General features: G+C 51.6%; 25 protein-coding genes, 2 tRNA genes and 1 pseudogene. 12 read left to right on the forward strand and 16 right to left on the reverse strand.

Annotation, left to right across the window (positions count from 1 at the left end; all coding sequences use genetic code 11):
- The first annotated feature begins 269 nt into the window (after positions 1–269).
- Complete coding sequence (locus tag RS889_RS13190) at positions 270–1,103, forward strand: DUF72 domain-containing protein (protein WP_315707606.1); 834 nt, start codon at positions 270–272, stop codon at positions 1,101–1,103.
- Between the two features lie 147 nt (positions 1,104–1,250).
- Here RS889_RS13190 and RS889_RS13195 read toward each other — a convergent pair whose 3' ends face one another.
- The 3 genes from RS889_RS13195 to RS889_RS13205 form a co-directional block, all read right to left on the reverse strand.
- Complete coding sequence (locus RS889_RS13195) at positions 1,251–1,589, reverse strand: type II toxin-antitoxin system YafO family toxin (protein WP_315707607.1); 339 nt, start codon at positions 1,587–1,589, stop codon at positions 1,251–1,253.
- A 62-nt stretch (positions 1,590–1,651) separates the two neighbouring features.
- On the reverse strand, positions 1,652–1,945 hold the full coding sequence (yafN, locus tag RS889_RS13200) for a type I toxin-antitoxin system antitoxin YafN (RefSeq protein ID WP_290182652.1): 294 nt from the start codon (positions 1,943–1,945) through the stop codon (positions 1,652–1,654).
- A gap of 973 nt (positions 1,946–2,918) precedes the next feature.
- Positions 2,919–3,077, reverse strand: coding sequence for a DUF3309 family protein (locus RS889_RS13205; RefSeq protein ID WP_315707608.1), 159 nt, complete (start codon positions 3,075–3,077; stop codon positions 2,919–2,921).
- A 745-nt stretch (positions 3,078–3,822) separates the two neighbouring features.
- Here RS889_RS13205 and RS889_RS13210 point away from each other — a divergent pair.
- From RS889_RS13210 to cmoB, 3 genes are all read left to right on the forward strand, one after another.
- Positions 3,823–4,218, forward strand: coding sequence for an MAPEG family protein (locus RS889_RS13210; protein WP_315707609.1), 396 nt, complete (start codon positions 3,823–3,825; stop codon positions 4,216–4,218).
- Between the two features lie 109 nt (positions 4,219–4,327).
- Entirely contained in the window at positions 4,328–5,071 is a 744-nt protein-coding gene (cmoA, locus tag RS889_RS13215; RefSeq protein ID WP_315707610.1) for a carboxy-S-adenosyl-L-methionine synthase CmoA, read from the forward strand.
- Positions 5,068–6,039: a tRNA 5-methoxyuridine(34)/uridine 5-oxyacetic acid(34) synthase CmoB gene (cmoB, locus tag RS889_RS13220; RefSeq protein ID WP_315707611.1), complete on the forward strand. Its 972-nt coding sequence runs from the start codon at positions 5,068–5,070 to the stop codon at positions 6,037–6,039. The genes cmoA and cmoB overlap by 4 nt, the downstream gene beginning before the upstream one ends.
- Before the next feature lie 58 nt (positions 6,040–6,097).
- Here the strand turns inward: cmoB and RS889_RS13225 are convergent, their stop codons facing one another.
- The 3 genes from RS889_RS13225 to RS889_RS13235 all read right to left on the reverse strand — a co-directional run bounded on the left by RS889_RS13225 (position 6,098) and on the right by RS889_RS13235 (position 8,122).
- The gene (locus RS889_RS13225) at positions 6,098–6,358 is read right to left on the reverse strand and encodes a hypothetical protein (RefSeq protein WP_315707612.1); all 261 of its coding nucleotides are present in this window, start codon (positions 6,356–6,358) and stop codon (positions 6,098–6,100) included.
- A 226-nt stretch (positions 6,359–6,584) separates the two neighbouring features.
- A complete protein-coding gene (cutC, locus tag RS889_RS13230; RefSeq protein WP_315707613.1) occupies positions 6,585–7,349 on the reverse strand; it encodes a copper homeostasis protein CutC in 765 nt (254 codons plus the stop codon).
- Between the two features lie 188 nt (positions 7,350–7,537).
- Positions 7,538–8,122 carry a VOC family protein gene (locus RS889_RS13235; protein WP_315707614.1) on the reverse strand — a complete coding sequence of 195 codons (585 nt, stop codon included), beginning with the start codon at positions 8,120–8,122 and terminating at the stop codon, positions 7,538–7,540.
- 191 nt (positions 8,123–8,313) lie between these two features.
- Between RS889_RS13235 and argS the strand changes: the two genes are divergently transcribed.
- Positions 8,314–10,044, forward strand: a complete 1,731-nt coding sequence (gene argS, locus RS889_RS13240) for an arginine--tRNA ligase (protein ID WP_315707615.1) — start codon at positions 8,314–8,316, stop codon at positions 10,042–10,044.
- Positions 10,045–10,189: 145 nt separating this feature from the next.
- Here argS and murJ read toward each other — a convergent pair whose 3' ends face one another.
- The 4 genes from murJ to rimJ form a co-directional block, all read right to left on the reverse strand.
- Complete coding sequence (murJ, locus tag RS889_RS13245) at positions 10,190–11,725, reverse strand: murein biosynthesis integral membrane protein MurJ (RefSeq protein ID WP_315707616.1); 1,536 nt, start codon at positions 11,723–11,725, stop codon at positions 10,190–10,192.
- 221 nt (positions 11,726–11,946) lie between these two features.
- Entirely contained in the window at positions 11,947–12,840 is an 894-nt protein-coding gene (locus RS889_RS13250) for a Gfo/Idh/MocA family protein (protein WP_315711047.1), read from the reverse strand.
- 35 nt (positions 12,841–12,875) lie between these two features.
- Entirely contained in the window at positions 12,876–13,541 is a 666-nt protein-coding gene (locus RS889_RS13255; protein ID WP_315707617.1) for a YceH family protein, read from the reverse strand.
- Between the two features lie 30 nt (positions 13,542–13,571).
- Positions 13,572–14,156, reverse strand: coding sequence for a ribosomal protein S5-alanine N-acetyltransferase (gene rimJ, locus RS889_RS13260; protein ID WP_315707618.1), 585 nt, complete (start codon positions 14,154–14,156; stop codon positions 13,572–13,574).
- A gap of 310 nt (positions 14,157–14,466) precedes the next feature.
- Between rimJ and mdtH the strand changes: the two genes are divergently transcribed.
- Both mdtH and RS889_RS13270 read left to right on the forward strand, forming a co-directional pair.
- The gene (gene mdtH, locus RS889_RS13265) at positions 14,467–15,669 is read left to right on the forward strand and encodes a multidrug efflux MFS transporter MdtH (protein ID WP_315707619.1); all 1,203 of its coding nucleotides are present in this window, start codon (positions 14,467–14,469) and stop codon (positions 15,667–15,669) included.
- Positions 15,670–15,799: 130 nt separating this feature from the next.
- Positions 15,800–16,363 carry a lipoprotein gene (locus RS889_RS13270; RefSeq protein ID WP_315707620.1) on the forward strand — a complete coding sequence of 188 codons (564 nt, stop codon included), beginning with the start codon at positions 15,800–15,802 and terminating at the stop codon, positions 16,361–16,363.
- 113 nt (positions 16,364–16,476) lie between these two features.
- On the opposite strand, the pseudogene tnpA reads toward RS889_RS13270, so the two are convergent.
- From tnpA to RS889_RS13285, 3 genes and pseudogenes are all read right to left on the reverse strand, one after another.
- Positions 16,477–16,936, reverse strand: a pseudogene (tnpA, locus tag RS889_RS13275) (IS200/IS605 family transposase).
- Positions 16,937–17,135: 199 nt separating this feature from the next.
- On the reverse strand, positions 17,136–17,714 hold the full coding sequence (locus tag RS889_RS13280) for a TorD/DmsD family molecular chaperone (protein ID WP_315707621.1): 579 nt from the start codon (positions 17,712–17,714) through the stop codon (positions 17,136–17,138).
- A 30-nt stretch (positions 17,715–17,744) separates the two neighbouring features.
- Positions 17,745–18,482, reverse strand: a complete 738-nt coding sequence (locus RS889_RS13285; RefSeq protein WP_315707622.1) for a phosphatase — start codon at positions 18,480–18,482, stop codon at positions 17,745–17,747.
- A gap of 259 nt (positions 18,483–18,741) precedes the next feature.
- Between RS889_RS13285 and RS889_RS13290 the strand changes: the two genes are divergently transcribed.
- Positions 18,742–18,831 (forward strand) — tRNA-Ser (locus RS889_RS13290).
- Positions 18,832–19,056: 225 nt separating this feature from the next.
- Here RS889_RS13290 and tam read toward each other — a convergent pair.
- Positions 19,057–19,827 (reverse strand): trans-aconitate 2-methyltransferase, encoded by a 771-nt coding sequence (tam, locus tag RS889_RS13295; protein ID WP_315707623.1) that lies wholly within the window; start codon positions 19,825–19,827, stop codon positions 19,057–19,059.
- A gap of 173 nt (positions 19,828–20,000) precedes the next feature.
- Between tam and RS889_RS13300 the strand changes: the two genes are divergently transcribed.
- Both RS889_RS13300 and RS889_RS23820 read left to right on the forward strand, forming a co-directional pair.
- Entirely contained in the window at positions 20,001–20,123 is a 123-nt protein-coding gene (locus RS889_RS13300) for a hypothetical protein (protein WP_315707624.1), read from the forward strand.
- Positions 20,124–20,129: 6 nt separating this feature from the next.
- Positions 20,130–20,363 carry a helix-turn-helix domain-containing protein gene (locus RS889_RS23820; RefSeq protein WP_425475077.1) on the forward strand — a complete coding sequence of 78 codons (234 nt, stop codon included), beginning with the start codon at positions 20,130–20,132 and terminating at the stop codon, positions 20,361–20,363.
- Positions 20,364–20,641: 278 nt separating this feature from the next.
- Here RS889_RS23820 and RS889_RS13310 read toward each other — a convergent pair whose 3' ends face one another.
- Positions 20,642–21,184, reverse strand: a complete 543-nt coding sequence (locus tag RS889_RS13310) for a flavin reductase family protein (protein ID WP_315707625.1) — start codon at positions 21,182–21,184, stop codon at positions 20,642–20,644.
- A gap of 152 nt (positions 21,185–21,336) precedes the next feature.
- On the opposite strand from RS889_RS13310, the gene RS889_RS13315 reads away from it, so the two are divergent.
- Positions 21,337–21,425: transfer RNA gene (locus RS889_RS13315), tRNA-Ser, on the forward strand.
- 312 nt (positions 21,426–21,737) lie between these two features.
- The gene (catB, locus tag RS889_RS13320) at positions 21,738–22,376 is read left to right on the forward strand and encodes a type B chloramphenicol O-acetyltransferase (protein WP_315707626.1); all 639 of its coding nucleotides are present in this window, start codon (positions 21,738–21,740) and stop codon (positions 22,374–22,376) included.
- Positions 22,377–22,451: 75 nt separating this feature from the next.
- Here the strand turns inward: catB and RS889_RS13325 are convergent, their stop codons facing one another.
- On the reverse strand, positions 22,452–23,354 hold the full coding sequence (locus RS889_RS13325) for a DMT family transporter (protein WP_315707627.1): 903 nt from the start codon (positions 23,352–23,354) through the stop codon (positions 22,452–22,454).
- Positions 23,355–23,643 lie beyond the last annotated feature (289 nt).

A 23,643-nucleotide genomic window follows, 5' to 3' on the forward strand; every position in this document is an offset into this window, starting at 1 on the left:
CAGCCGCTGCTACCACGCCTTCCCCACTCAGATAGCTGATGGGAAAAAGCGGTCTGTTTTGCCGGACGGCATAGTTTTTCTGGATTACTGTCCGATGAAAAAAGGGGGACATTATAAAGGAAATTCCCCCCAACGATAAGTACGATGGTAGCGGTCTACGTGTTGTCCCGCCTACTCTTTTTTACTGTTGGCGTTATCGGTTAACAAAATGGAGGTTATTATGGAAGGAATTTGTTATCGGGCTGACGTTATTTTATCAGGGTTAACCTATGTATATCGGATTACCACAATGGCAACATCCCGCCTGGGGACGGCTGGGATTACGAGATCTGGCAGACTACGCGCGCTATTTTAACTGCGTGGAAGGCAACACCACATTTTATGCCCTGCCATCATCGGATGTTGTACTGCGCTGGCGTGACATGACCCACGATGACTTCCGCTTCTGTTTTAAATTTCCCGCGACCATCAGCCATCAGGCCAGCCTGCGCCATTGTCAGCAGGACGTATTGCAATTCTTCCATTGTCTTGAACCGTTAGCCGCCCGCATCGGCCAGCTCTGGTTACAGTTACCGGCAACGTTTGGCCCGGATCGACTGGACGATCTATGGCAATTCATGGCCGCGCTGCCGAAGAGTTTCAGCGCTGACGCCACCGGCTTCAGCTATGGCGTCGAAGTCCGCCATCCTCTGTTTTTTGCCAAAGGCGACGACGAACGCCGTCTTAATCAGGGCTTGCATCAGCGCGGTATCAATCGGGTTATCCTGGATAGCCGCCCGGTACACCATGCGGTGGCGGACAGTGCGTCTCTGCGCGAGGCACAGCGGAAAAAACCGAAAGTGCCGCTGCATGTGGTACTGACGGCCAACCAGCCGTTAGTGCGCTTTATCGGCAATGAAGATTTGGCTGATAATTTGCGCTGGTTTGCCCCGTGGATTGACAAGCTGGCCCAATGGCAGCGGCATACACCGTACTTGTTTATCCACACACCGGATGTGGGCGATTCCCCGGCATTGGCGCAACAGTTGTGGCCACGGCTAAGTGCCGTTATCCCCGGATTACCCCCTTGCCCTGACTGGCCACAGCAATCATCGCTGTTTTAAAGCGTTAGTATCGAAAACGGTTTTTTTCGATAACAGGGACAATACCTGACTACTATCATATTGATAGTATTAATTAATATTCCGCTTCAGCCATCAACATGCCCATAGATTTTTCCGCCCTGGCCGACAGAGTGTTTTCTGACCAACTCAATATTTCATTCTGAACGTTTCGGCCATCACCCCGATGTTGTGCATAAGATTATTGTTGCGGGCCATTTTGTGTGCTTCGGGTTTCAGAATGATAATCAGCAGGTAGGCATCGGGATCCATCGCACCTTGGCAGTAAACCAAATGTGCCTGATCGCTGGTTCGTTTGAACTGACGTAAAAACGTAGGAAAAGGTGCATCCGCACCGGCAAGGTGGAGATGGGCCACTCGCTCTTCTTTTACCAGGGGATAGGTGTGGTCATCATCATAGAGTGCGTCACGACCAAAGGTCTCTGGCAACACGCCGTCCTTTTTATAGGATAGAAAATCCGCCGCCAAATCATCAAGCTATTGCTGGCTTAATTGTTGGCGGATCAGCGTTGACTTGAAAAGTCTGATACTCATTCCGTGAACTCAGTCAGATCCTTGTCAGAAGCGTTTTGCAGCAGTTGCTGCCCGTTATCCGCAATATCACTTAAACGTTCAGCCGTTGGCCTGAAACGCGCAGCAGTATGAACCCAGCCCGGTTTCTTTTCTAACAAGTCGATCAACTCTTCAAACACCTTGGCACTAACCATGTAGCCAGCGGGACGGTTATTGGACAGAACGGCAACAGGTTCATCAATAAAATATTTCGCCGGATTTTTTCTTAACTCTGTGATATTAATTGATTTTTCCGCAAGAATACGTTCCATAGACCACCTTAAAATATGTTTTATTAAGCACATAATAGTGCACATAATAGTGCACATAATAGTGCACATAATGGTGCACATAAAAACATACATCAATTTTTTGTTTATAAAATACACAAAAACAATCAACGTCGACTAAACATAGAACAACGCCAATGATTTCAATTGATAAATTATCTAAAAAAATAAATCAGCGGAAAAAATTGAAACTGAATCTAAGTGTATTATCTCAGGCCTGAACTAATACAGATTCCGTCGGTTTTGACCAATGAAGGCGTGAAACCACATCTTATCGGGGTTTAAAAGGTGTCTGGATAGACGTCGGATAATATAATCGAATTGACAACCTGTTGGTGAGAATGCTTACCGTCATGAAGCCTCTCGCGCCCGGTACGATGTTGCCTGCTCAGTCGCCACAGCAATCATCGCTGTTCTGATTTTGCGTTATTGCCAGACTGTTAGTACATTTTCTTATAACGGGAATTTTTGAGAGACGAATTTCACACAAAGAATCAAGTCTTTTCAGGCGACAGTCAGGTGGCAGAAACGTTATTATTCTGCCAGCCGACGATCCTGATCGTCACCCCAGCAAAGCTGCTGTCAAAGACACGCAAAAATGGGCCAATGCGCTGCGCGAAAACTTGGATCCGAAGTCAATCTGCATCCGCGACGTGCTGGCTATCAATCTGCCGTTCTTCATGAACGACGCCGCCGCCATAGAGCGCGCCAAGGAAAAAATTCCGGCGCGCTCTACTACGACTAGATCTGGATCCTCGATGAGACGGACCTTGAAACAGCGCTCAATATTCCGACGAAAAACGCAAGTGCTTACGTGATTGTTCTGAATTCCGAAGGGCAGATCATCGCCTGCGTCAGCAGCGCTCCGACCGGGCAGCGCGTCAGCCAGAACATGCCAGCAGTTCGATGAGTCAAGTGATGGAGAGCTAGTCGAATTCAGGGTGGGCAAGTCGCATTACAGATGACCCGTCAGCAACAGTATGATTACAATAAGCAGAACCAAGCCCAAGCCTCCGCTAGGGAAGTAACCCCAGCTGCGGCTATGCGGCCAGGAAGGTATGGCACCGATCAGCATCAGGACCAGAACGATCAACAGTATGAATCCTAAACTCATGATGTACTCCAGAGGTAGTCAACGTAAAACAGGTTCTACCCCGTTTTCACGAACGGTTTTAAAACGACAGAGAACTTCAAATCCTGAGCAGCGACGCTACGCCGCATCCGAGGATTATGGAGTCACCCTCTATAATCAAAATAATCAAAGATATCACTGCGTACTTCATCTTGAATTCGGTACTACCGGTGGCAAACACGTTCCCACTTGAGCAGGCCTCGACCAACTTGCTGAACAAGCCGAGAACCACTCTTAGTATAGAACCTATCTTCCCGGTTGGCGGATTAATGTAATGAATGGCTTCAGGTTTGAATTCAGCGCTGTATTTCCTGCGTTGGGTCATAAACACGCCTTCGGCACAGAATGCCTCAGACCGTTGACAAATCTATGTATAGAGCCAGCGCGTTGATAATCAGGGAGAAGAGTAAAGCATCCGCGCCAGGGATGGCGCGGCTTGAGCTTGCCGGGAGGGACTTGCGGCGTCTTTACGATCTTCTCATTATCGCCGCTATATAGACGTTGTCATCAAACTCCGGCACAGAGTGCTTCTTTCTAGACGTGTACCGGTAATGAGGGAGAACCCATTCTGATTTTGCGTTATTGCCAGACTGTTAGTACATTTTCTTATAACGGGAATTTTTGAGAGACGAATTTCACACAAAGAATCAAGTCTTTTCAGGCGACAGTCAGGTGGCAGAAACGTTATTATTCTGCCAGCCGTATTGGTCAGGCAAGGGAGTAGAAAATGGTAAGCGCGCTTTATGTAGTGCTTGGCGCATTGTTGTTGATTAAGTTATCGATTGATGTAGTGAAACTACGGATGCAATATCGTGTGGCTTATGGCGATGGGGGTTTTTATGAGTTGCAAACAGCGATCAGAGTTCATGGCAACGCGGTAGAATACATTCCTATCGCCGCCATTCTGCTGGTACTGATGGAGATGAATGGCGCGATTACCGCCATGATCCATCTGTGTGGCATTCTGCTTATCCTTGGCCGGTTGTGTCACTATTATGGCTTGCGTAACCGCGAGATCAACTGGCGTCGTTACGGCATGGCCGCTACGTATCTATCACTGATACTGATGGTGATTGCCAATCTTTACTATCTGCCCTGGGAACTGGTGCTAACCCTGCGTTAATCCCGTCCGACGGTAAGGTCGCACCTTGCCGTCTTTCGCAATACCGCTTTACCGCCCCTTTCTGCTAGAATACGCGACTATTATTGTTTATTTGTGCGTTTTTCCCGCTATGTCAAACCGCGATATACTTTTTTCTGCTCCCGTCGCCAATCTGGGCGACTGGACTTTTGATGAACGTGTTGCCGAAGTTTTCCCGGATATGGTTCAGCGTTCCGTGCCGGGCTATTCCAATATCATCTCCATGATCGGTATGTTGGCGGAGCGTTTTGTCCAGCCAGACAGTCAGGTCTACGATCTGGGCTGCTCACTGGGCGCGGCGACACTCTCCATGCGGCGGAATATCCATGTTCCCGGCTGTACCATCATCGCCGTCGATAACTCACCGGCAATGGTGGAACGTTGCCGCCGTCATCTTGACGCATTCCGGTCAGAAACACCGGTAGAGATCCGCCAGGCCGATATTCTCGACACCGTGATTGAAAACGCGTCCCTGGTGGTACTCAATTTCACATTGCAGTTTGTTTCTCCTGAATCGCGCCTGCCGTTGCTAACGCGTATCTATCAGGGGCTGAGACCCGGCGGCGCGCTGGTGCTATCGGAAAAATTCAGCTTTGAGGATGAAAAGACAGGCGAACTGCTGTTCAACATGCATCACGACTTCAAACGTGCCAATGGCTATAGCGAACTGGAAATCAGTCAGAAACGCAACATGCTGGAAAACGTCATGCTGACGGACTCGGTGGAGACGCACAAATCACGTTTGCGTCAAGCCGGTTTTGAGCACAGTGAAGTCTGGTTTCAGTGTTTTAACTTCGGCTCACTGCTGGCGATGAAGGCGGAGAACGGTCGATGATTGATTTTGGCAATTTTTACCAATTGATCGCCAAAAACCCACTGAGTCACTGGCTCAACACGCTGCCCGCGCAAATCAGCAGTTGGCAGCAGGAATCGCTGCACGGCAAGTTCAAACTGTGGTTTAACACCGTCGATCACCTGCCGATGTTGACACCCGACACACTGGATTTGATCCACAGTGTTACCGCCACCACGCAACCCGAACTGAGCGATGGCCAGCGTGAAGGCATCGAAAAACTGTTACGTAACCTGATGCCGTGGCGCAAAGGTCCATTTTCCCTGTATGGCGTAAATATCGATACCGAATGGCGCTCTGACTGGAAGTGGGATCGCGTGCTGCCGCACATCAGTCCGTTGCAGGATCGGCTGATTCTGGATGTTGGCTGTGGTAGTGGTTATCACCTGTGGCGCATGGTCGGCGCTGGCGCAAAACTGGCCGTCGGTATCGATCCGATGCAATTATTTTTGTGTCAGTTTGAAGCGGTTCGCAAGCTACTGGGGGATGATCAACGTGCCCACGTCCTGCCGCTCGGCATAGAACAGCTCCCGTCGCTGGCGGCGTTTGACACCGTATTTTCCATGGGGGTGCTGTATCACCGCCGCTCACCACTCGATCACCTCTGGCAGTTGAAAAATCAACTGGTTTCCGGTGGCGAACTGGTGCTGGAGACGCTGGTGGTGGAAGGTGATGAACACTGTGTCCTGATGCCGGGCGAACGCTACGCTCAGATGCGCAACGTCTACTTTTTGCCGTCGCCGACCGCATTGATGGCCTGGCTGGAAAAATGCGGTTTTGAAGATGTGCGCCTGGTGGATAAATGCGTCACAACCCCCCAGGAGCAACGTCGTACCGACTGGATGATCACCGAGTCGCTGGCGGATTTCCTTGATCCAACCGATCAGACCCGCACAGTGGAAGGCTACCCGGCCCCGCTGCGGGCAGTATTTGTTGCCCGTAAACCCTGACGATTTCCGGCTGTCATTACGACCGCCGGAAGCCTCTGAGGACGGGCGCGAAATACCGCTAACGATTGACCGTTTTGACAATCAGTTCTATAGCGTCTTTCTCGGTCACGATGCCATCCTGAATTTCAACCGATAATTCCTGGCCGTTGGTTTCGTTCAGTAATACTGCATTGCCGGTAACATTCAGATCCCCGGTAATAGCATCTCCCCGTTCAGCCCCATAGTTGCCATTCAAACGGGCGACGATGACCCCGCCCTCAAGCTCGCGGATAACGATGAAACCAATGCGATGCTCATGATGCACAACGATTCCACGCATAACAGGATTCCTTATTGATAAGTCGGTTCTGCAACATAACACTCACCATAAAATATAAAATGCAGACGTATAACAATTCAGGAAATTAGCGTCACGCCGACTGTTGACGAAAAAAAGCCCCGGCAACATGCCGGGGCTTGGTACTCGCAAGCAGACGCTAAACGTCATGCTGCGCGGGAAAAGCCGCACCTGTAGGCAAATACTCGTACAGGTGCTTGATTTATCATTATAAAACCGGCAAGGACGCTTTATCCGGAGTCAAGGCGCTTTTCATGGCAGCCACCATATCGCCATCAACACAGTAGTGTTGGAGTTCATCCATACCGGCATCACCGTCAGAACACAACGTTACGCCAACCTTACGGTAACGCATCGGAGACGCTACCCACTGTCCCGCCGAGCTGTGCAGCTCCTGAATACCACATAGACGAAACTTGTTCAGGTTGGTTAATCGAATACCAGAACCAGCCATGATAATTGGACCCCGACTGGCCTGATTAAGTTCCCTTAATAAGATTAACCCGTTTTCTGCGCTTTGCTGCTGACCGGAAGTAAGAATGCGCGCGACCCCCATGTCGGTCAGTTGATCCAGTGCCAGACGTGGGTTCAGGCTCATATCGAACGCCCGATGAAATGTCACGGCCATGCCGTCACAGCGCGACATTATTTTTTTCATCCGCGGCAAATCAATATGTCCTTCTTCATCCAGCACACCGACGACCACGCCGGGAAACCCCATTTCACGGATGTGATCAATATCGTATTGTATGGACGCAAATTCCGCCGCGCTGTAGCAAAAATCCCCACCACGCGGACGCACCATTGGATGCACGGGAATAGAAATCCGCTCTCGGGCCTGACGTAACACACCATAACTCGGCGTCAAGCCACCGTCGCGTAGCCCTGAACACAACTCAATCCGATCAGCCCCCGACTGTTCCGCCGTTAGCGCACAGTCAATGCTGTAGCAGCATACTTCTAGTTTTGCCATCACCACCCCCCATTCAATCTACTGAAAAAACAGCAAATGATGCTGTGAAATAATCGTTTTACTTAGAGAAACAACTAACTATGACACTCAACGAAGAATTCGGGAGAGACAAAGGTCACAATGAAGGGGCTAATTCGCTACAGAATATGACCGGCCACACAATTTCAGATAATACCGGTGTCAATCAGCTAGGCTGACGGCCCGCTGGCGCCGTTCTGCTCACTAGTGACAACGTCACGGATATCAAATGGATGAAATTTAAGGGTGACGATGCCATCGGAAACCGCCAGCGTCGGATTGGGTAACCGTTCACGCTCGCCTTGTGGCGCGCTGAACTTCAGTTTTATCCCTGGCGTGGTAAGTGCCGCATCCGGTAAACAGGCCAGCGCCCGCTGATGCAGCGTCGCCGGATCGCCCGCCAACACCAGTTCCACATGCTCCCAACCCTCATGTGGGTAACGTTTGTTGCCCGGCCACGGCAGTTCCACACAATCCATCCGCCACGGCCCGACGACCAGCGGCTGCGCCAGAATAAACAGGCAAATAGGTCGGTGATTGATGATGTTCTCTGACAGCAACGTGCCGCAGGCCAGCAACTGCTCACGCCAGCGTTCGGCGGTCGCAGTCTGATGGCAGCGCAAGGCAATATGATCGGCCTGAAAGTGCGATAGATCCAGTTGTAACCGCTGCGCCAATGCCAGCACTGCCTGCTCAAAACGCACTAAATCGTCCAGCAATTTAGGCGGTAACAACGAATGGGATGGTGCGCGCATTATGACCTCATGTTTGTTGGCACTATTTTCCCGTCGTAATGTACCTATCAGGCTCATCAACATCCATCATTTTCTCCACTCCACGCGGGTATCCACGCCTTGTTTTGCGGGGGGTCTACAGCGTCGTGCTGCTGACGAACAAACCCGAATATGGTATAAGAACAACTTGATTTGTCATTTAAGGTAACCCGGTGAATATTCAGGCTCTTCTTTCGGAAAAAGTCCGTCAGGCATTGATCGCTGCGGGCGCGCCCGCTGATAGCGAAGCACAGGTTCGCCCATCAGCCAAGGCGCAATTTGGTGATTATCAGGCGAATGGCGTCATGGCCGTCGCTAAAAAATTAGGCATGCCACCACGCCAGTTGGCGGAAAAAGTGGTGCAGTTATTACCACTGGATGGTATTGCCGCCCAAACGGAAATTGCCGGTCCCGGTTTTATCAATATTTTTCTCGATCGCCAATGGTTAGCAAGCCAGTTGGAAACCGCGTTAACCGCGCCAAAACTGGGTGTCACGCCGGTTGAACCACAGACCATCGTCATTGATTATTCAGCACCGAATGTGGCGAAAGAGATGCACGTCGGCCATTTGCGATCCACCATCATTGGCGATGCCGCAGCACGCACTCAGGAATTTCTCGGCCACCACGTGATTCGTGCCAACCATGTCGGCGACTGGGGTACTCAATTTGGTATGCTGATCGCTTATCTGGAAAAAGTGCAGAATGAAAATGCGGGCGAAATGGAACTGTCCGATCTGGAAGTGTTCTATCGCGAAGCGAAAAAGCATTATGACGGAGATGCCGCCTTCGCCGAGCGGGCCCGTGGCTACGTGGTGAAATTACAAGGCGGTGACGAGTATTGCCGCACCATGTGGCGTCGGCTGGTGGATATCACCATGAGCCAGAACCAACGCAATTATGACCGACTGAATGTCACGTTGACCCAAAACGACGTGATGGGTGAAAGCCTGTATAACGATATGCTGCCGGATATCGTGGCCGATTTGAAAGCCAAAGGGTTAGCGGTGGAAAGTGAAGGCGCCACCGTCGTGTTCCTTGATGAGTATAAAAACAAGGATGGCGATCCGATGGGCGTCATCATCCAGAAAAAGGATGGCGGCTATCTCTACACCACCACCGACATCGCCTGCGCCAAGTACCGCTATGAAACGCTGGGCGCCGACCGGGTGCTGTATTACATCGATTCCCGCCAACATCAACATCTGATGCAGGCCTGGACCATTGTGCGTAAAGCCGGTTATGTGCCGGAGTCGGTCAGTCTGGAACATCATATGTTTGGCATGATGCTGGGCAAAGACGGCAAACCGTTCAAAACCCGTGCTGGCGGCACCATCAAGCTGTCGGATCTGCTGGATGAAGCCTATGAGCGTGCGCTAAAACTGATTGCCGATAAAAATCCGGATATGGACAGTAACGAACTGGCGGCACTGGCGCAGGTGGTTTCGGTTGGTGCGGTCAAATATGCCGATCTGTCCAAGAGCCGCACCACTGATTACGTGTTCGACTGGGACAATATGTTGGCGTTTGAAGGGAATACCGCGCCGTATATGCAATATGCCTACACTCGCGTGGTGTCAATCTTCAAACGTGCCGGGGTGGAAGCTGCCGACCTGACGCAACCGGTGGTGCTGAACGATGATCGTGAACAAGCGCTGGCAACCCGGTTGTTGCAGTTTGAGGAAACCATTACCACCGTGGCTCGCGACGGTACGCCGCATGTGATGTGTAGCTACCTGTACGATCTGGCCTGCCTGTTCTCCAGTTTCTATGAACACTGTCCGATCCTGAATGCACAGAGCGACGCCGAGCGTCAGAGCCGTCTGAAGCTGGCACTGTTAACCGCCAAAACGCTGAAGCAAGGGCTGGACACACTGGGTATCCAGACTGTCGAGAAGATGTAGCCACTATCTGAATAAAACGCCGGAGATGACGGTTTACTGTCATCTCCGGCGGCGGAGCCTGCTTTGAGAATCAATAGGTTATTATGATAGCTCCCCGCCTCATGGCAGACGGTGCGACATCAATGGCAACCGTGGCAGGAACCGCTCACATGCCATGACGAGCAAAATCCCGCAGACGGAATCCCAGCAACGCCAGCGTCGCAAAATAACTCCCCGCCCCGACCACGACCAGCAGCAGCAGCCGCAGAATACGTGACGTCATGCCACCCATATCCCAGGCAGGCATCCATGCGCAAATCCCCAACAGCACCAGCGACATCACGACAACGGCCACCACAAGCTTAATGAGAAACAGCCGCCAACCGGCTTGTGGCTGAAAGATCTGCTGTTTACGCAATTGCCAGAACAGCAACCCGGCATTAAGACAGGACGCCAGACCGATGGACAACGCCAGACCCGCATGTTGCAGCGGCCCGATAAACACCAGGTTCATCAATTGGGTACAAATCAATGTCACAATGGCGATTTTTACCGGCGTCTTGATATCCTGCCGGGCATAAAATCCCGGCACTAATACCTTCACCAAAATCAGTCCCATCAGACCAACGGAATAAGCCACCAAGGCACGTTGCGTCATGGCCGCATCAAACGCGTTAAACCGGCCATACTGGAATAATGAAACAATCAGCGGCTTGGACAAAATACCCAACGCCACGGCACTCGGTAACGCCAGCAGGAAACAGAGCCGCAGCCCCCAGTCCATCAGCCGCGAATAGTCCTCCAGATTGCCGCTGGCAACGCTTTTCGACAACGATGGCAGCAGAATCGTCCCCAGCGCCACGCCCAGCACCCCAGAGGGAAACTCCATCATGCGATCGGCGTAATACATCCAGGAAATCGCGCCCTGATTGAGGAAAGAAGCAAAGATCGTGTTGATGATCAACGAAATCTGGCTAACAGACACCCCGATAATCGCTGGCCCCATCAGCCGCATGACCCGCCAGACACTCGGGTCGCGCCACTTGAGGCGCGGCAGCACCAACATGCCGATTTTTTTCAAGTGCGGCAGTTGATAGCCCAGTTGCAAAAACCCGCCCACCAGCACCGCCCATGCCAACGCCAATACCGGCGGGTGGAAATACGGCGTGGCAAACAGCGCAAAGCCAATCATGCTGACATTAAGCAGTGTCGGCGCAAACGCCGGTACCGAAAAACGGTTCCAGGTATTCAGCACCGACCCAGCCATTGACGTGAGGGAAATCAGCAGAATATAGGGGAAAGTAATACGCAACAGCATCGACGTCAGAGCAAAGCGCTCTGGTGTGGCGGTAAATCCGGGCGCGGTGGCCATAATCACCCAGGGGGCAGCCAGCATCCCCACTGCCGTCACCCCGGCCAGCACCAGCGTCAACATCCCGGCGATATAGGCGAGGAAGGTGCGGGTCGCCTCTTCGCCCTCCTGGCTCTTGTACTCGGCCAGAATCGGGACAAACGCCTGGGAAAACGCCCCCTCAGCAAAAATGCGCCGCAACAGATTCGGCAGTTTAAACGCCACAAAAAAGGCGTCAGTCGCCATACCGGCACCAAACACCCGTGCCACGATCGCGTCCCGCACAAAACCCAACAGACGCGAGAGCATCGTCATAGAACTGACCGCAGCCAGTGATTTAAGTAGATTCATTTAAATTTTTCTGAATACCGGGAAAATCGGATGTCCGTCATCCCCGCACCGGCAGGGAGCCATTGCCAATCAATACGTTACTGTTCAGAATCTCTCCCGGCGTTCATCGGGTTGACAAAGAGAAACCGATCATGGTGCTCACACTCATCGCTGAATGCGCCGCCTAGTCTACGCATTGTGCGACCAATAGCTACACTCGTATGTCATGACCGCCTGTTTTTTCAGCTTTTTCCCAGCAGTGATTCAATAATGCGCTGCGCGCGCAACGCCTGCTCCCCCGAGGTTTGTGCCGGTTGTTGTTCAGTGACCGCATCGATGAAATGATTGACGGCGCCAACAAAACCACGCTGTTCCAGCGTAGTTTGCCATGCAGGAGCCGGAGATTGCAGCACGCATCCGTCACGTTCCTGTCGCCATTCGCACAAATTGGCTACCTGATACAGCGCCCCGGTCGTCACCGCCTGAATGGCTTCACGCTGACTGCCCGCCTGTCGATGCATGCTGGTGGTTATCTGACACGTCCCAACCTGAAAATGGTGTTCGGCATACACCAGTTGCCCTTGTGGATTACAGCGAATAATACCGTTACACAACGTAACGTCGCCTTCTGCCAGCCACAGTGCCGTATCCACCACATGCAGATAATCATCCAACAGCGTGAAACCGGCATCCTGTGGGCCAATGTCATCAAGGCGGTGCTTCTCCATACGAATAGCATCCGGCTGCACCAGACACTGCTTGAGTTGCAGATACAACGGTGCAAAGCGACGATTGAACCCAACCATCAGCGTCCGTTGCTGCTGCTGCGCCAGCATCACCAACGCCTGCGCTTGTCCCAGTGTTTCCGCCAATGGTTTATCCACGTACACATGCAGCCCGGCCAGCAACAGCGTTTCCACTATCGCATAATGGCTGGCGGTGCTGCTGTGAACAAAGACGGCATCACACTGCCCCATCAAGTCGTCCAGACTGGCAAAACAGGGAATACGATACGATTGACAGATCGGCTGCGCCCGGCGTTGATTAGGCGAATAGGCTCCCGCCAGTACCCAGCGTTCTGCCTGACTGAGAATAGGAAGATAAGCTTTGCGGGCAATCGCCCCCAATCCCACCATGCCGATGCGCAATGGCGTTATGTCCACGGAGCGGCTCAATTTGTTTTTTCCGATAAATATGTTTTTTCCGATAATAGCGCCGCCAGTTGCTGGCGTAGTTCAGCAACGTCATTTTCCAGCGCCGCCACCCGTACCGACAGACTGCTGTCAGTGGTGTCGTCCTCAGTTGACGACAGCACCTCATCCGTAACATCACCGTTAAAAAGATGCATAAACCGGCTTTCACGTTTTCCCGGCTCCCGCGCCAGCCGCACCACAAACGGGCCATCATCACGCTGTTGCAGTTGCTGGAGTACGCTTTCCGCTTCGCTGACATCGGCAAATTCATACAAACGGGCCGCGCGCGTGCGCAGTTCGCCGGGCGTTTGCGCCCCACGCAGCAACAAGGTACACACCAGCGCCACTTCCGCAGTAGAAAATTTCAGATCGCCAAATTCGGAATTGCAAAAACGGTGTTCATATTTGATGACCCGGTTGCCAAATCCGCTGACGGTACGTAGGAAATGCTTTTTCACCAGCATATCCAGCGTCTGCTGAACCTCGCTTTCACTCAGGTTCATGACCGGCTCACGATTGGTTTTCTGATTACAGGCGGCGGTCAATCCGTTTAATGACATCGGATACTGTTCTGGCGTGACGACCTGCTTTTCCAGCAGGCAGCCAATCACTCTGGCTTCCTGGGCATTTAACTGATATTTCATGACAGTTCCTTAGCGCTTGTCGGCATTATCTCACCGCATCGGCGTCCACTCATGGTTAGTCAGGGCGGTGAGCACGTGATCCTGCCACTTGCCATCAATCAACAAATAATGTTTGGCGTACCCTTCTTTTTCAAAGCCCAGTCGGGTCAACAGGTCCCCACTACGATGATTGTGCGGCATGTAGTTCGCCATAATACGGTGCATATGTTGCTGATGTTGCATATAGCGCAGCGCCGCCCGCAGCGCTTCATACATCAACCCTTGTCCCTGCCACTTTTGCCCCAGCGAATACCCCAGATAACAGGCATGAAACGAACCGTGCAGTACATTGCTGAAATTGGCGACGCCACACACCTCTTTTTCATCTTGATCAAGCAGTAAAAAATAGTAGGCAGTGCCCTGCTTGTGCATATCGCCAATGACACTTAAACGCGCTTGCCAACCGGAAGGATAGCAGTGACTGGCATCACGCACCGGTTCCCAGGGCTTCAGAAAATCACGATTTTCCGTGTAATACTCTGCCAGGCGCCAGGCATCACGCTCATAAGCCAGACGCACCACCAGACGGTCCGTCGTCAGACGTACTTTGTCCGGCATGGGACGATAACCAAACATTCCTCTCTCCCAAGGTTACTGATCGTCGATAAGTAAAATTCATTGAATAGACGGGGCCTACCTCTGTCGAAGGTAAATAGGGTAAGTAACCGTTAATCCTTACTATAACCACATAAATTCTCTGACGTAAAATCCCTATCGCCGAGTTATTATGCAATCAGAATGATAAAAATTCCTTTTCTTCAAAAATTGCTACTCAGATAACGCTAAGTCGATAAAAAAATATTATCCCCAATGATCTATCGTAAATGTTGAAGAGACGCCAGAATAGCCATGTTGGTTATTTTCTCTCTGCCTCTCGTGGTGAAACATGTCGTTGATGGCGCAGGCTCGCAGCCTGGGTAAATATTTTCTTCTACTGGATAACATGCTGGTAGTATTAGGTTTCTTCGTCGTATTTCCTTTGATTTCCATTCATTTTGTCGATCAGTTGGGTTGGGCCGCACTTACCGTTGGGGTCGCGCTGGGCCTTCGCCAGCTTACCCAGCAAGGTTTGGGGATTTTTGGCGGCGCGATTGCCGACCGGTTTGGTGCCAAACCGATGATTATTACCGGTATGCTGATGCGCTCCGCCGGGTTTGTGTTTATGGCGCTGGCGACTACCCCTATCATGCTGATCCTGTCGTGCATTCTCTCCGCACTGGGTGGCACACTGTTTGATCCGCCGCGTACCGCGATGGTGATCAAGCTCACGCGCCCACACGAGCGTGGTCGTTTTTTTTCGCTGCTGATGATGCAGGACAACGCAGGCGCCGTGATCGGCGCCCTGATCGGCAGTTGGTTGATGCAATACAACTTTACGGTGGTGTGCTGGGTGGGCGCATTCGTATTCGTACTGGCGGCCGGCATGAATGCCTGGCTGTTGCCGGCTTACCGTATCTCCACGATTCGAACGCCGGTACGTGAAGGGTTGTTGCGTGTTATGCGCGATCGCCGCTTTGTCGTCTACGTCCTCAGCCTCACCGGTTATTTCATGTTGGCGGTTCAGGTGCTGCTGATGATGCCGATTATGGTCAACGAATTGGCGGGCACACCAAGCGCGGTGAAATGGATGTATGCGATTGAAGCGGCACTATCGCTGACGCTGCTCTACCCGATTGCCCGCTGGAGTGAAAAACGTTTCCGGCTGGAGCAACGTTTGATGGCCGGATTGTTTATCATGACCCTCAGTCTGTTCCCGATGGGTATGGTTACCAGCCTGCAACTGTTGTTGATGTTAATCGGCCTGTTTTACATCGGTTCAATCATCGCCGAACCGGCGCGAGAAACGCTCGGCGCCTCACTGGCGGATGCCCGCGCCCGCGGCAGCTACATGGGGTTCAGTCGTATGGGACTGGCGCTGGGCGGCATGCTGGGTTATAGCGGCGGCGGCTGGCTGTTTGACATTGGGAAGTCGCTGGGACAACCCGAACTCCCGTGGTGTATGCTCGGCATTATTGGTCTGATAACGTTGGCGGCGCTGTACTGGCAGTTCCATCTGCGTCGCATTGAACCGGCGATGCTGGGCAGTTAATGACATCATAAGTATCACCCATTGGCGTTTTTTTTCGGCACTATCCGATTGGCGCATCGTCATGAATATCGCACGCTGCCCAGGCTCCGTACTGACGGAAGCACTGAGGGAGATTAACGAGGTTATAACAATGAAAAAATCAGGATGGGCAACGCTGGCGTTGCTCGGCACATTTTTGCTAAGTGGCTGTAATCAACTCACGCAGTACAGTCTGAGCGAGCAGGACGTCAATCAGTACCTGCAAAAACACAATGATTACCAAAAACAGGTAGGGGTTCCCGGCGTGTTGGATGCCCACATCGTTTTAACCGATTTATCAAGCCAGATTGGCCGAGCCGAGCCGGGTAAAGTCACGCTGACGGGCAACGCCAAAATCGATATCAGTTCACTGCTCGGCTCTCAGTCCGCCGATATGAAACTGACACTGAAAGCACAACCGGTATTTGATAAATCCCAGGGCGCCATTTACCTGAAAGATCTGGAATTGACCGATTACACCGTTCAGCCGGAGAAGATGCAGTCGGTAATGAAAACGCTGACGCCTTATCTTAATGAGTCGCTGAAAAGCTATTTCGACCAGAAACCGGCTTATGTGCTGAATGGTGATCACAGCACCAAAGAGGCGATAGCGAAAAAGCTGGCAAAAGGCATTGTAGTCAAACCCGGGCAACTGGTGATTATACTGACCGATTAAAAACAACTAAATATCCTCCGGCATAGCCGGAGGTTTTTCATATGCGCCTATAAGGCTCTGTTACCAGCCGCGCCCTAACAGGCGCATCGCGATCTGACATTTGCATCTATGGATTACTTACGGCCCGTAAACGGGCTACCCGGATATGGGATCGAGAGTTGCTCACCCAACTTATCTTGCTCCAATTGGTGCTTTATGTATTCTTGTATCTTCGATGTATTCTTTCCCACCGTATCTACATAATACCCTCGACACCAGAATTCTCGATTTCGGTATTTAAACTTCAAATCGCCAAATTGCTCATAAACCATCAGGCTACTCTTACCCTTCAGGTATCCCATAAAACTCGACACACTCATCTTCGGCGGGATCTCCAGAAGCATATGGATGTGATCCACACAACATTCTGCCTCCACGAGGTTCACGTTTTTCCATTCACACAACTTTCTTAATATGCCGCCAATTGCCCTACGCTTTTCTCCATAGAACACCTGCCTTCGGTACTTCGGCGCAAAAACGATGTGATAATTTACAGTTCCATCGGGCGTGCGCTAAGCTCTTTTCGTCCCCCATGGGACCCCCTTTCAATTTTTTGCTTAACTTTTGCAGTTGCCAGACCGCAAGGTGTTTTAACAAATCGAAAGGGGTTTTTATAACCGACTTATAGCTGAAAGCTTTACGGAACCCCCAGCCTAGCTGGGGGTTTTCTATAGACAAAAATAAACCGGTGGTCATGATGGCCACCGGTTTATCTATCTGTGTCTACTGCGTTTTATTCTGCTTCGTCAACGTCCGTATCATCTGACACCGCTTCTTCCAGCTCATCGCGCATTGCCCCCAGCGCTTCGCGGCACACTATCGCCAGCGTGCGATAAAACGCCGTCGTCGCGTGACTCTCCACCTGGCCCAGAAAACGGTTGCTCCACGGCAGCAAATAATTATCGAACAGCGCCGTCTGTGCAGCGATTTCATCTTCCTGCGCGTGATCTTCCAGCCAGGAAGCCGCCAGCAGTAAACCGCCGAAGTGATCTACCGGACCATCGCCCAACGGCATCCCGCGCTGTTGCAGAAAGGCGCGGATTTCCGTTTCAGGCGAAGCAGGTTCATAGGCGGACCGCCACGGCGACACCGATGCGGCTTCGCCGACGAACAACGCCTGATAATCCTCATTCAGCGCCGGTAGGTCGACACTTTTTTGCAGCCGTTCCAGCAACGCATCCTGCTCCAGAGGCCACTCCTGACGTAGTTTGCCTTCGCGAATCAGGGTAAACAACGGTGCCAACAACGGATCCTGTGGCTGACGATAAAACAGCGTACCCAGGATACGGCACACGATAGAAAACTCATTCATTTCACAACCTTGTAATTATTGGTGACAACGTCACAAATCCGCAAATTCAGGGATCACTGGCCTGCCGCGCTGTTCCAGAAAATCAAGAACCCGACGAGGGCTGACATTCAACACGCGTTGCTGTGGGAAATCAATATCCCGCAAAATCTGCTCGCACTGGGAAAATTCCCCCAGAGAAAAAGCGATGTGCGAATCTGAACCTAGCGCCAGATAGCCACCGGCATCCCGCACCGCTTCCGCAATCGCCCGACAATTCGGCTCACTGCCTTTACGGGAGTGAGTAAACGAAGAGTTATTCAATTCCAACGCCACATGATATTTTGCCGCCGCCTGCGCGACTGCGCGAATATCAATCGGAAATTTAGGGTTACCCGGATGGCTAATAATATGCACATCGCCTTGTGCCATCGCGGCAATCATCGCCTCGGTATGCGTGGCTTCATCCCGTGGCGGAAACACCGGTTCATGAAAACCAGCAATCACCACATCCATGCACTCCAGCATGGGACCGGTGCAATCGATTTCACCGGCCAGGTTTTTGATATTGGATTCAATTCCGCGCAGGATCCCTACTCCATCCACCATCCGTGGCCAGACCCGCATATTGATAAAATGCCAATGATGCGGCGCGTCCGCCATATCCGGACCGTGGTCGGTAATGGCAAACAGACGGATCTGCTTTTGCTTGGCGATAGCGATGTAATCATGCAGGGTACTGTAAGCGTGCGTACTGGCAACAGTGTGCATGTGTAAATCGACGGGATACATGATTTCTCCTGGTTCGGCATTTGATAGCCAGCATATCATTTATCCGCTGACGATACAGCGGACACGACCAGGACGTAACCACACATTAACATAATGGCAACCCATTCCAGCATGGCCCATATCGTGTTTTTCTGTCGGACTGGCGAGGAAAGCAGCAAATTGCGTTAAGTTTGGCTAAACGCACTGTTTCATGACACAAGGAGGTTGACGCTGTGGCTGAATTTCCCTAGAGTAGCGCCGGTCGCCGATAGGCGCATCCGGTGAGGTGTCCGAGAGGCTTAAGGAGCACGCCTGGAAAGTGTGTATACGTGAAAACGTATCGAGGGTTCGAATCCCTCCCTCACCGCCATTTCAGTCCCATCGTGTGTTGGCGCACGGAGCGCCGACATGATCGGCCACCAGACGGACAATGCGCTCGTCATCTTGGTCGCCCGGAAGTCCTGTTCAACACCGAGATGAACTTTCAGACTAACTCGTCCAATCCAGCACCCGCCGCGAGCAGCAACTCGTCGTCGGGCGGAAACTGCGCCACCTCGAGCGGCCGCCCCTCATCAGCAACGCGTCTCGCTGACTGTCAACGAGACGCCACGATGAACAATCGTGGGAAGGGCAGCAGCACAGTACCATCAGACAATGTCGGATATGCATCAGAAACGGCTGCACGATATTGAGAAAGATATCTCTCTTGTTCAATATCGTTGAGTGGTAAGAGGAAGGGACGAAGGCCGCTGCCTTTGAACCACTCCACCACAGCGTTCGCGCCTCCTGCGAGTGGGTGGTGATAAGTGGTCCGCCATATGTCCACTCTGCTGCAGAGCGGCCGCAAGAGGCTATAATACCAATCTGCACTTTCCACTATCGTACGCTCACCCGCAGACTTGGCGAGTTTGTCGACCCATGGCTGTTCGACGGCTATTTCACGCATAAGCCGGTGCGCGGGTTCGTTGAGGTTGTCCGGCATCTGTATGGCCAAACTTCCGCGACTGCTAAGAAATTTGATCAATCGCGGTAATAGAGATGCGTGGTTGGGCACCCAATGGAGAGCCGCATTTGCGAGAATGATGTCAAATGAACCGGGCCCATCCCAGGCCTCGATAGACTTGACCGTGAATTGGCATTTCGGGAGACGCTTTCTGGCAGATTCGATCATATCTGCGGAGCTATCTATTCCGCTGACCGATGCATTTGGAAATCTGTCTACAAGAATCCCAGTTGAATTGCCGGGGCCGCAACCGAGATCGATTGCCGCCATAACATCGGTAGTAGATACCGCATTGAGTAAATCGCGTACTGGACGGGTGCGTTGATCCTCGAATACAGTGTATTGTTTGGGTGACCAGCTCATTGCAAATTGCCTCCGACTTTTCCGAACTTGGCGATCGGCGCATTTATTGTCTTCTGACTTTGAGCCGGTTTATGCGCCAGAAATTCCAATGGGCTGGATGAGAGGCACGCGCGATAGCCCAATGCGTTGTGCTCGCGTCACTACCTCCCGTCAAGCGCCTCGGGATTAATCATGTGGATAGGTTGTCCCCGATCGAAGGCGACGATCTGATCGAAAACATCCGAGAATTGCAGATCCCGTTCCTCGAGCGTGACGTAGCCAATATGGGGGGTTGCCGTTACGTTCGGCAGGGTTAGTATGGCATGGTTCTAGGCCGGCTTCTATATTTTGTGACGATCGCGAAGGCGCGACATATCACGCACGCTGCGGCACAGCTCGGAATACAGCAGGTACCCCTGAGCCAGCAGATCAAGGTGCTGGAACAGGAAGTTGGCATTGGAACTCTATCACGGCAGCTCACCGGATCTCATCCGGAAGTTTCAGTCGCTGGAGCTATATGTCGCCTTTGCACGCACGACACTTCGCGTCCCTTCTGACCTTCAGGTCGTGCATCTCTTGGAAGAGCCGATAATAGGTCGCCATGACATATCCGAAGTGGGTCATGGTTCGAGCCTCCGCCGCTTGAGCCAAGCCTGATGGCGCGCAAGCGTGTAGAGGCCCGGCATTCAGCGGGCTATGGTGAACCGTGGCGGAGAAACGGCGGCTTGCAGCGTGCCGGATTTAGAGGGTGCATTCCGGCACTCCGGCGTCGGTCCAGGGGGTGACGATTGAAAAGAAGCGCGCCGCGCAGAAAGATGTTCGGAGACGATGCGGCTCACACCCCCGGAGGGAGTTTGGATCGCATCATGTCCTTGCGGTCGAGTCTGCGACCGTCCACAACGAAGGTGCCGTCCCCAACGGCGTGCAACATGCGCTTCTCCTTGCGCATTGCGTCCAGATAGGCCGCAACACCCTCCAGGACGACGATGCTATGCCGCTCGACGATGTCCGTGACGCGGCATTCGATATTCGCCAGACATTCCCCGATGAGCGGGGCGCGCACATGTTTCGCGGGCAGAGCCGTAAGGCCGAATTTCTCGAACTTGTCGGTATCTGCGCCGGAGCAGGTTCCTATTCCGACGACGGTGTCGATCATGTCCACCGTCGGGATCGAGATCACGCATTCCCGTGAGGATTCCAACGCGGCGTAGGAATAGTTCCAGGCGCCCGTGGTGATCGCGAACGCCGCAGAAAACCCCATGACCATTGTCCAGGTAATGGTCATGATATTGTTCTTCACACCGTCATTCGTCGTCACGAGGATGACGGGTCCGGGTTCGATCAGGGTGAATGCTTTTTCAAGGGAAAGCGTGTGCATGTCGCGCTCCTTCGTCGTGGATAGTCACATTATATACGCTTCTGCCGGATGCTCATGTCGGGTCTTGTCCGCTGTCGGGCTGCGGCAGACGGTGCAGACGCTCGATGCGCTTCGTCGCCGCTTCAAACACGGGCTGGACGAAGGCCGCATCCGGTGAGGTATCCGAGAGGCTTAAGGAGCACGCATGGAAAGTGTGTATACGTGAAAACGTATCGAGGTTCGAATCCCTCCCTCACCGCCATTTCCCGTCTACGGCACGATATAGCCGCCGCTTATCGCATCCGCATCAAAGGTGCATAGCGAACCGACAATTCTGCGCTAAAATCCGTTGATCCCAGAGACATGAGAACGAAACTACCGTTAGGATTTTAGCGCCAATTTGTACATGATCACGGCATAAAGTCCGCAAACTGTACCACCAACATATCGCTTCCGCGTTTTTAACGTGAGGTGCTCTTGGCGAGCAACCCAGAGATCGCTCGTCAATTTTCGCCTGCTAATAGGCGGGTGAAGTGCTGCCGCATGTGCGGCTTGCTAACGTATGGTACTTACTATGGATAATATCTTTGAAAGCCCCTTCAGGGGCATTAGTCTTGACCGCCTCGTCACCAATCCAAACATTCAGGTCGGGCGCTATAGCTATTATTCCGGCTACTATCACCGACACGGCTTCGATGAATGCGCCCGTTTCCTCTCGACAGACGAGGGTGTCGACAAGCTCATTATCGGTTCATTCTGTTCGATTGGTTCGGGCGCAGCCTTTATCATGGCCGGCAACCAGGGCCACAGAAATGACTGGATCAGCACGTTCCCGTTCTATTGGATGTCCGATGTCCCTGCTTTCGCAGAATCGGAGAATGGATATCGACCAGCAGGTGATACGGTGATCGGCAACGATGTCTGGATCGGGTCCGAGGCAATCATCATGCCGGGCGTCACAGTCGGGGATGGCGCGGTGATTGGAACCAGAGCCTTGGTAACAAAGAATGTTGAGCCCTACTCCATCGTGGGCGGCAACCCAGCCAAGGTCATCAGAAAGCGATTTGACGATGCTCACATCGCCAAACTGCTCGAACTTCGTTGGTGGGACTGGAAAGACGATGAGCTGAAGCTGTCCATGCCAATCCTGACCAGCGAAGACGTTCCCGCCCTCCATCGCTACTGGCGGGCAGTTATCGATCCAGCGGAATAATGCGCACCTTACTGTCAACTTCTACCCGCCTCCTTTTCAAAAGCAAACAGGCAGGTTTTCATCCTTTAGCGCCTATTACGCTGTTTTCAGTCTTCGTGGCAGGATATTAAATTCATGCAGGAAGATTGCAAAAAATACTAATCCACCGCCAATATATTGGGATATTGTTGATACCTGCCCCAAAAATACCATACTAAAAATTATTGCAAAAATAGGCTCGGACAATTCAATCAACTGAACTGACTGGCTTGATGTCAACGTCAGCGCTTTAGTTGTACACCAAAAGCCCCCTATCGTTGGAAGGATAGCGAGAAGAATAAGAATTAAAGTAACCTGTGGTGAGATATCGCTTATTTTTAACTCTTGATGGACTGGGAAGTAGAGATAAATTGAGCCAAATAATAGCAAGATGCACATTTGCGGTATGCCAGAACCCAACTTTAGTTTTTTTGACAAAAACAAGAAAAGCCCATACCCAAGCCCGGCTAACGTAGCATTAATAAGCCCCTTATCAAGAGAGAGATTAATACCACCATCATTAGAAAAAATAAGGTACAACCCAACAATGGATAAGACTATGGCCTGTATTTCTTTGACGTTAAAAAAACGTCTCTCAGAAATAGCTGACAGGAGAAATGAAAATACAGTAGCACTGCCGAATAGAATAAAAACGACTGTCGAGACATTCGTTGTAACGTAGGCATTTGTTTCAAAGTGGTATAGCACAAAGAAACCAAAGAATGCGCACACCGCGACGACTATCCATTTAGATCGGAAAAAAGTCACTAACGCCTTGCCTTTTCTAAAAGAAAACACAATTAGTGAAATAATGATCAGTCCAAGAGAGCATTTATAGAACGCAACTTGATTGGGAGATAAACCAGACTGGAATAATTTCACGCTGAATACACCCACGGTGCCATTGAATATAGCGGCCAGTAAGGCATATATTATTCCTGATAATCTCGTTGCTTTCATTACCTAACTCCTTGCCAACGTGTTTAGTCCTGCGTGGTTATTCAAAGATGACAGTGGAGCCAGCTTCTCCATAATTTCATTATTGAATTCAAATTTCATTATTAACCCTCAAAGCGATTTACGACAGATTTTGAATTCAATGAATATTGACATAGAAGTCTACCTTCAGAAGGATGACGATCCATTAAATCAAGGAATTTTCGTTCTGATGTACTGGCACTACCAAGGCTATCTTGCACCACCCCGACGAAACACTCACCACATTTTTCTTGTAAGCCCCAGGGGTTTA

The organism is Brenneria uluponensis (assembly GCF_032395385.1).
GTDB classification, from domain to species: domain Bacteria; phylum Pseudomonadota; class Gammaproteobacteria; order Enterobacterales; family Enterobacteriaceae; genus Prodigiosinella; species Prodigiosinella aquatilis.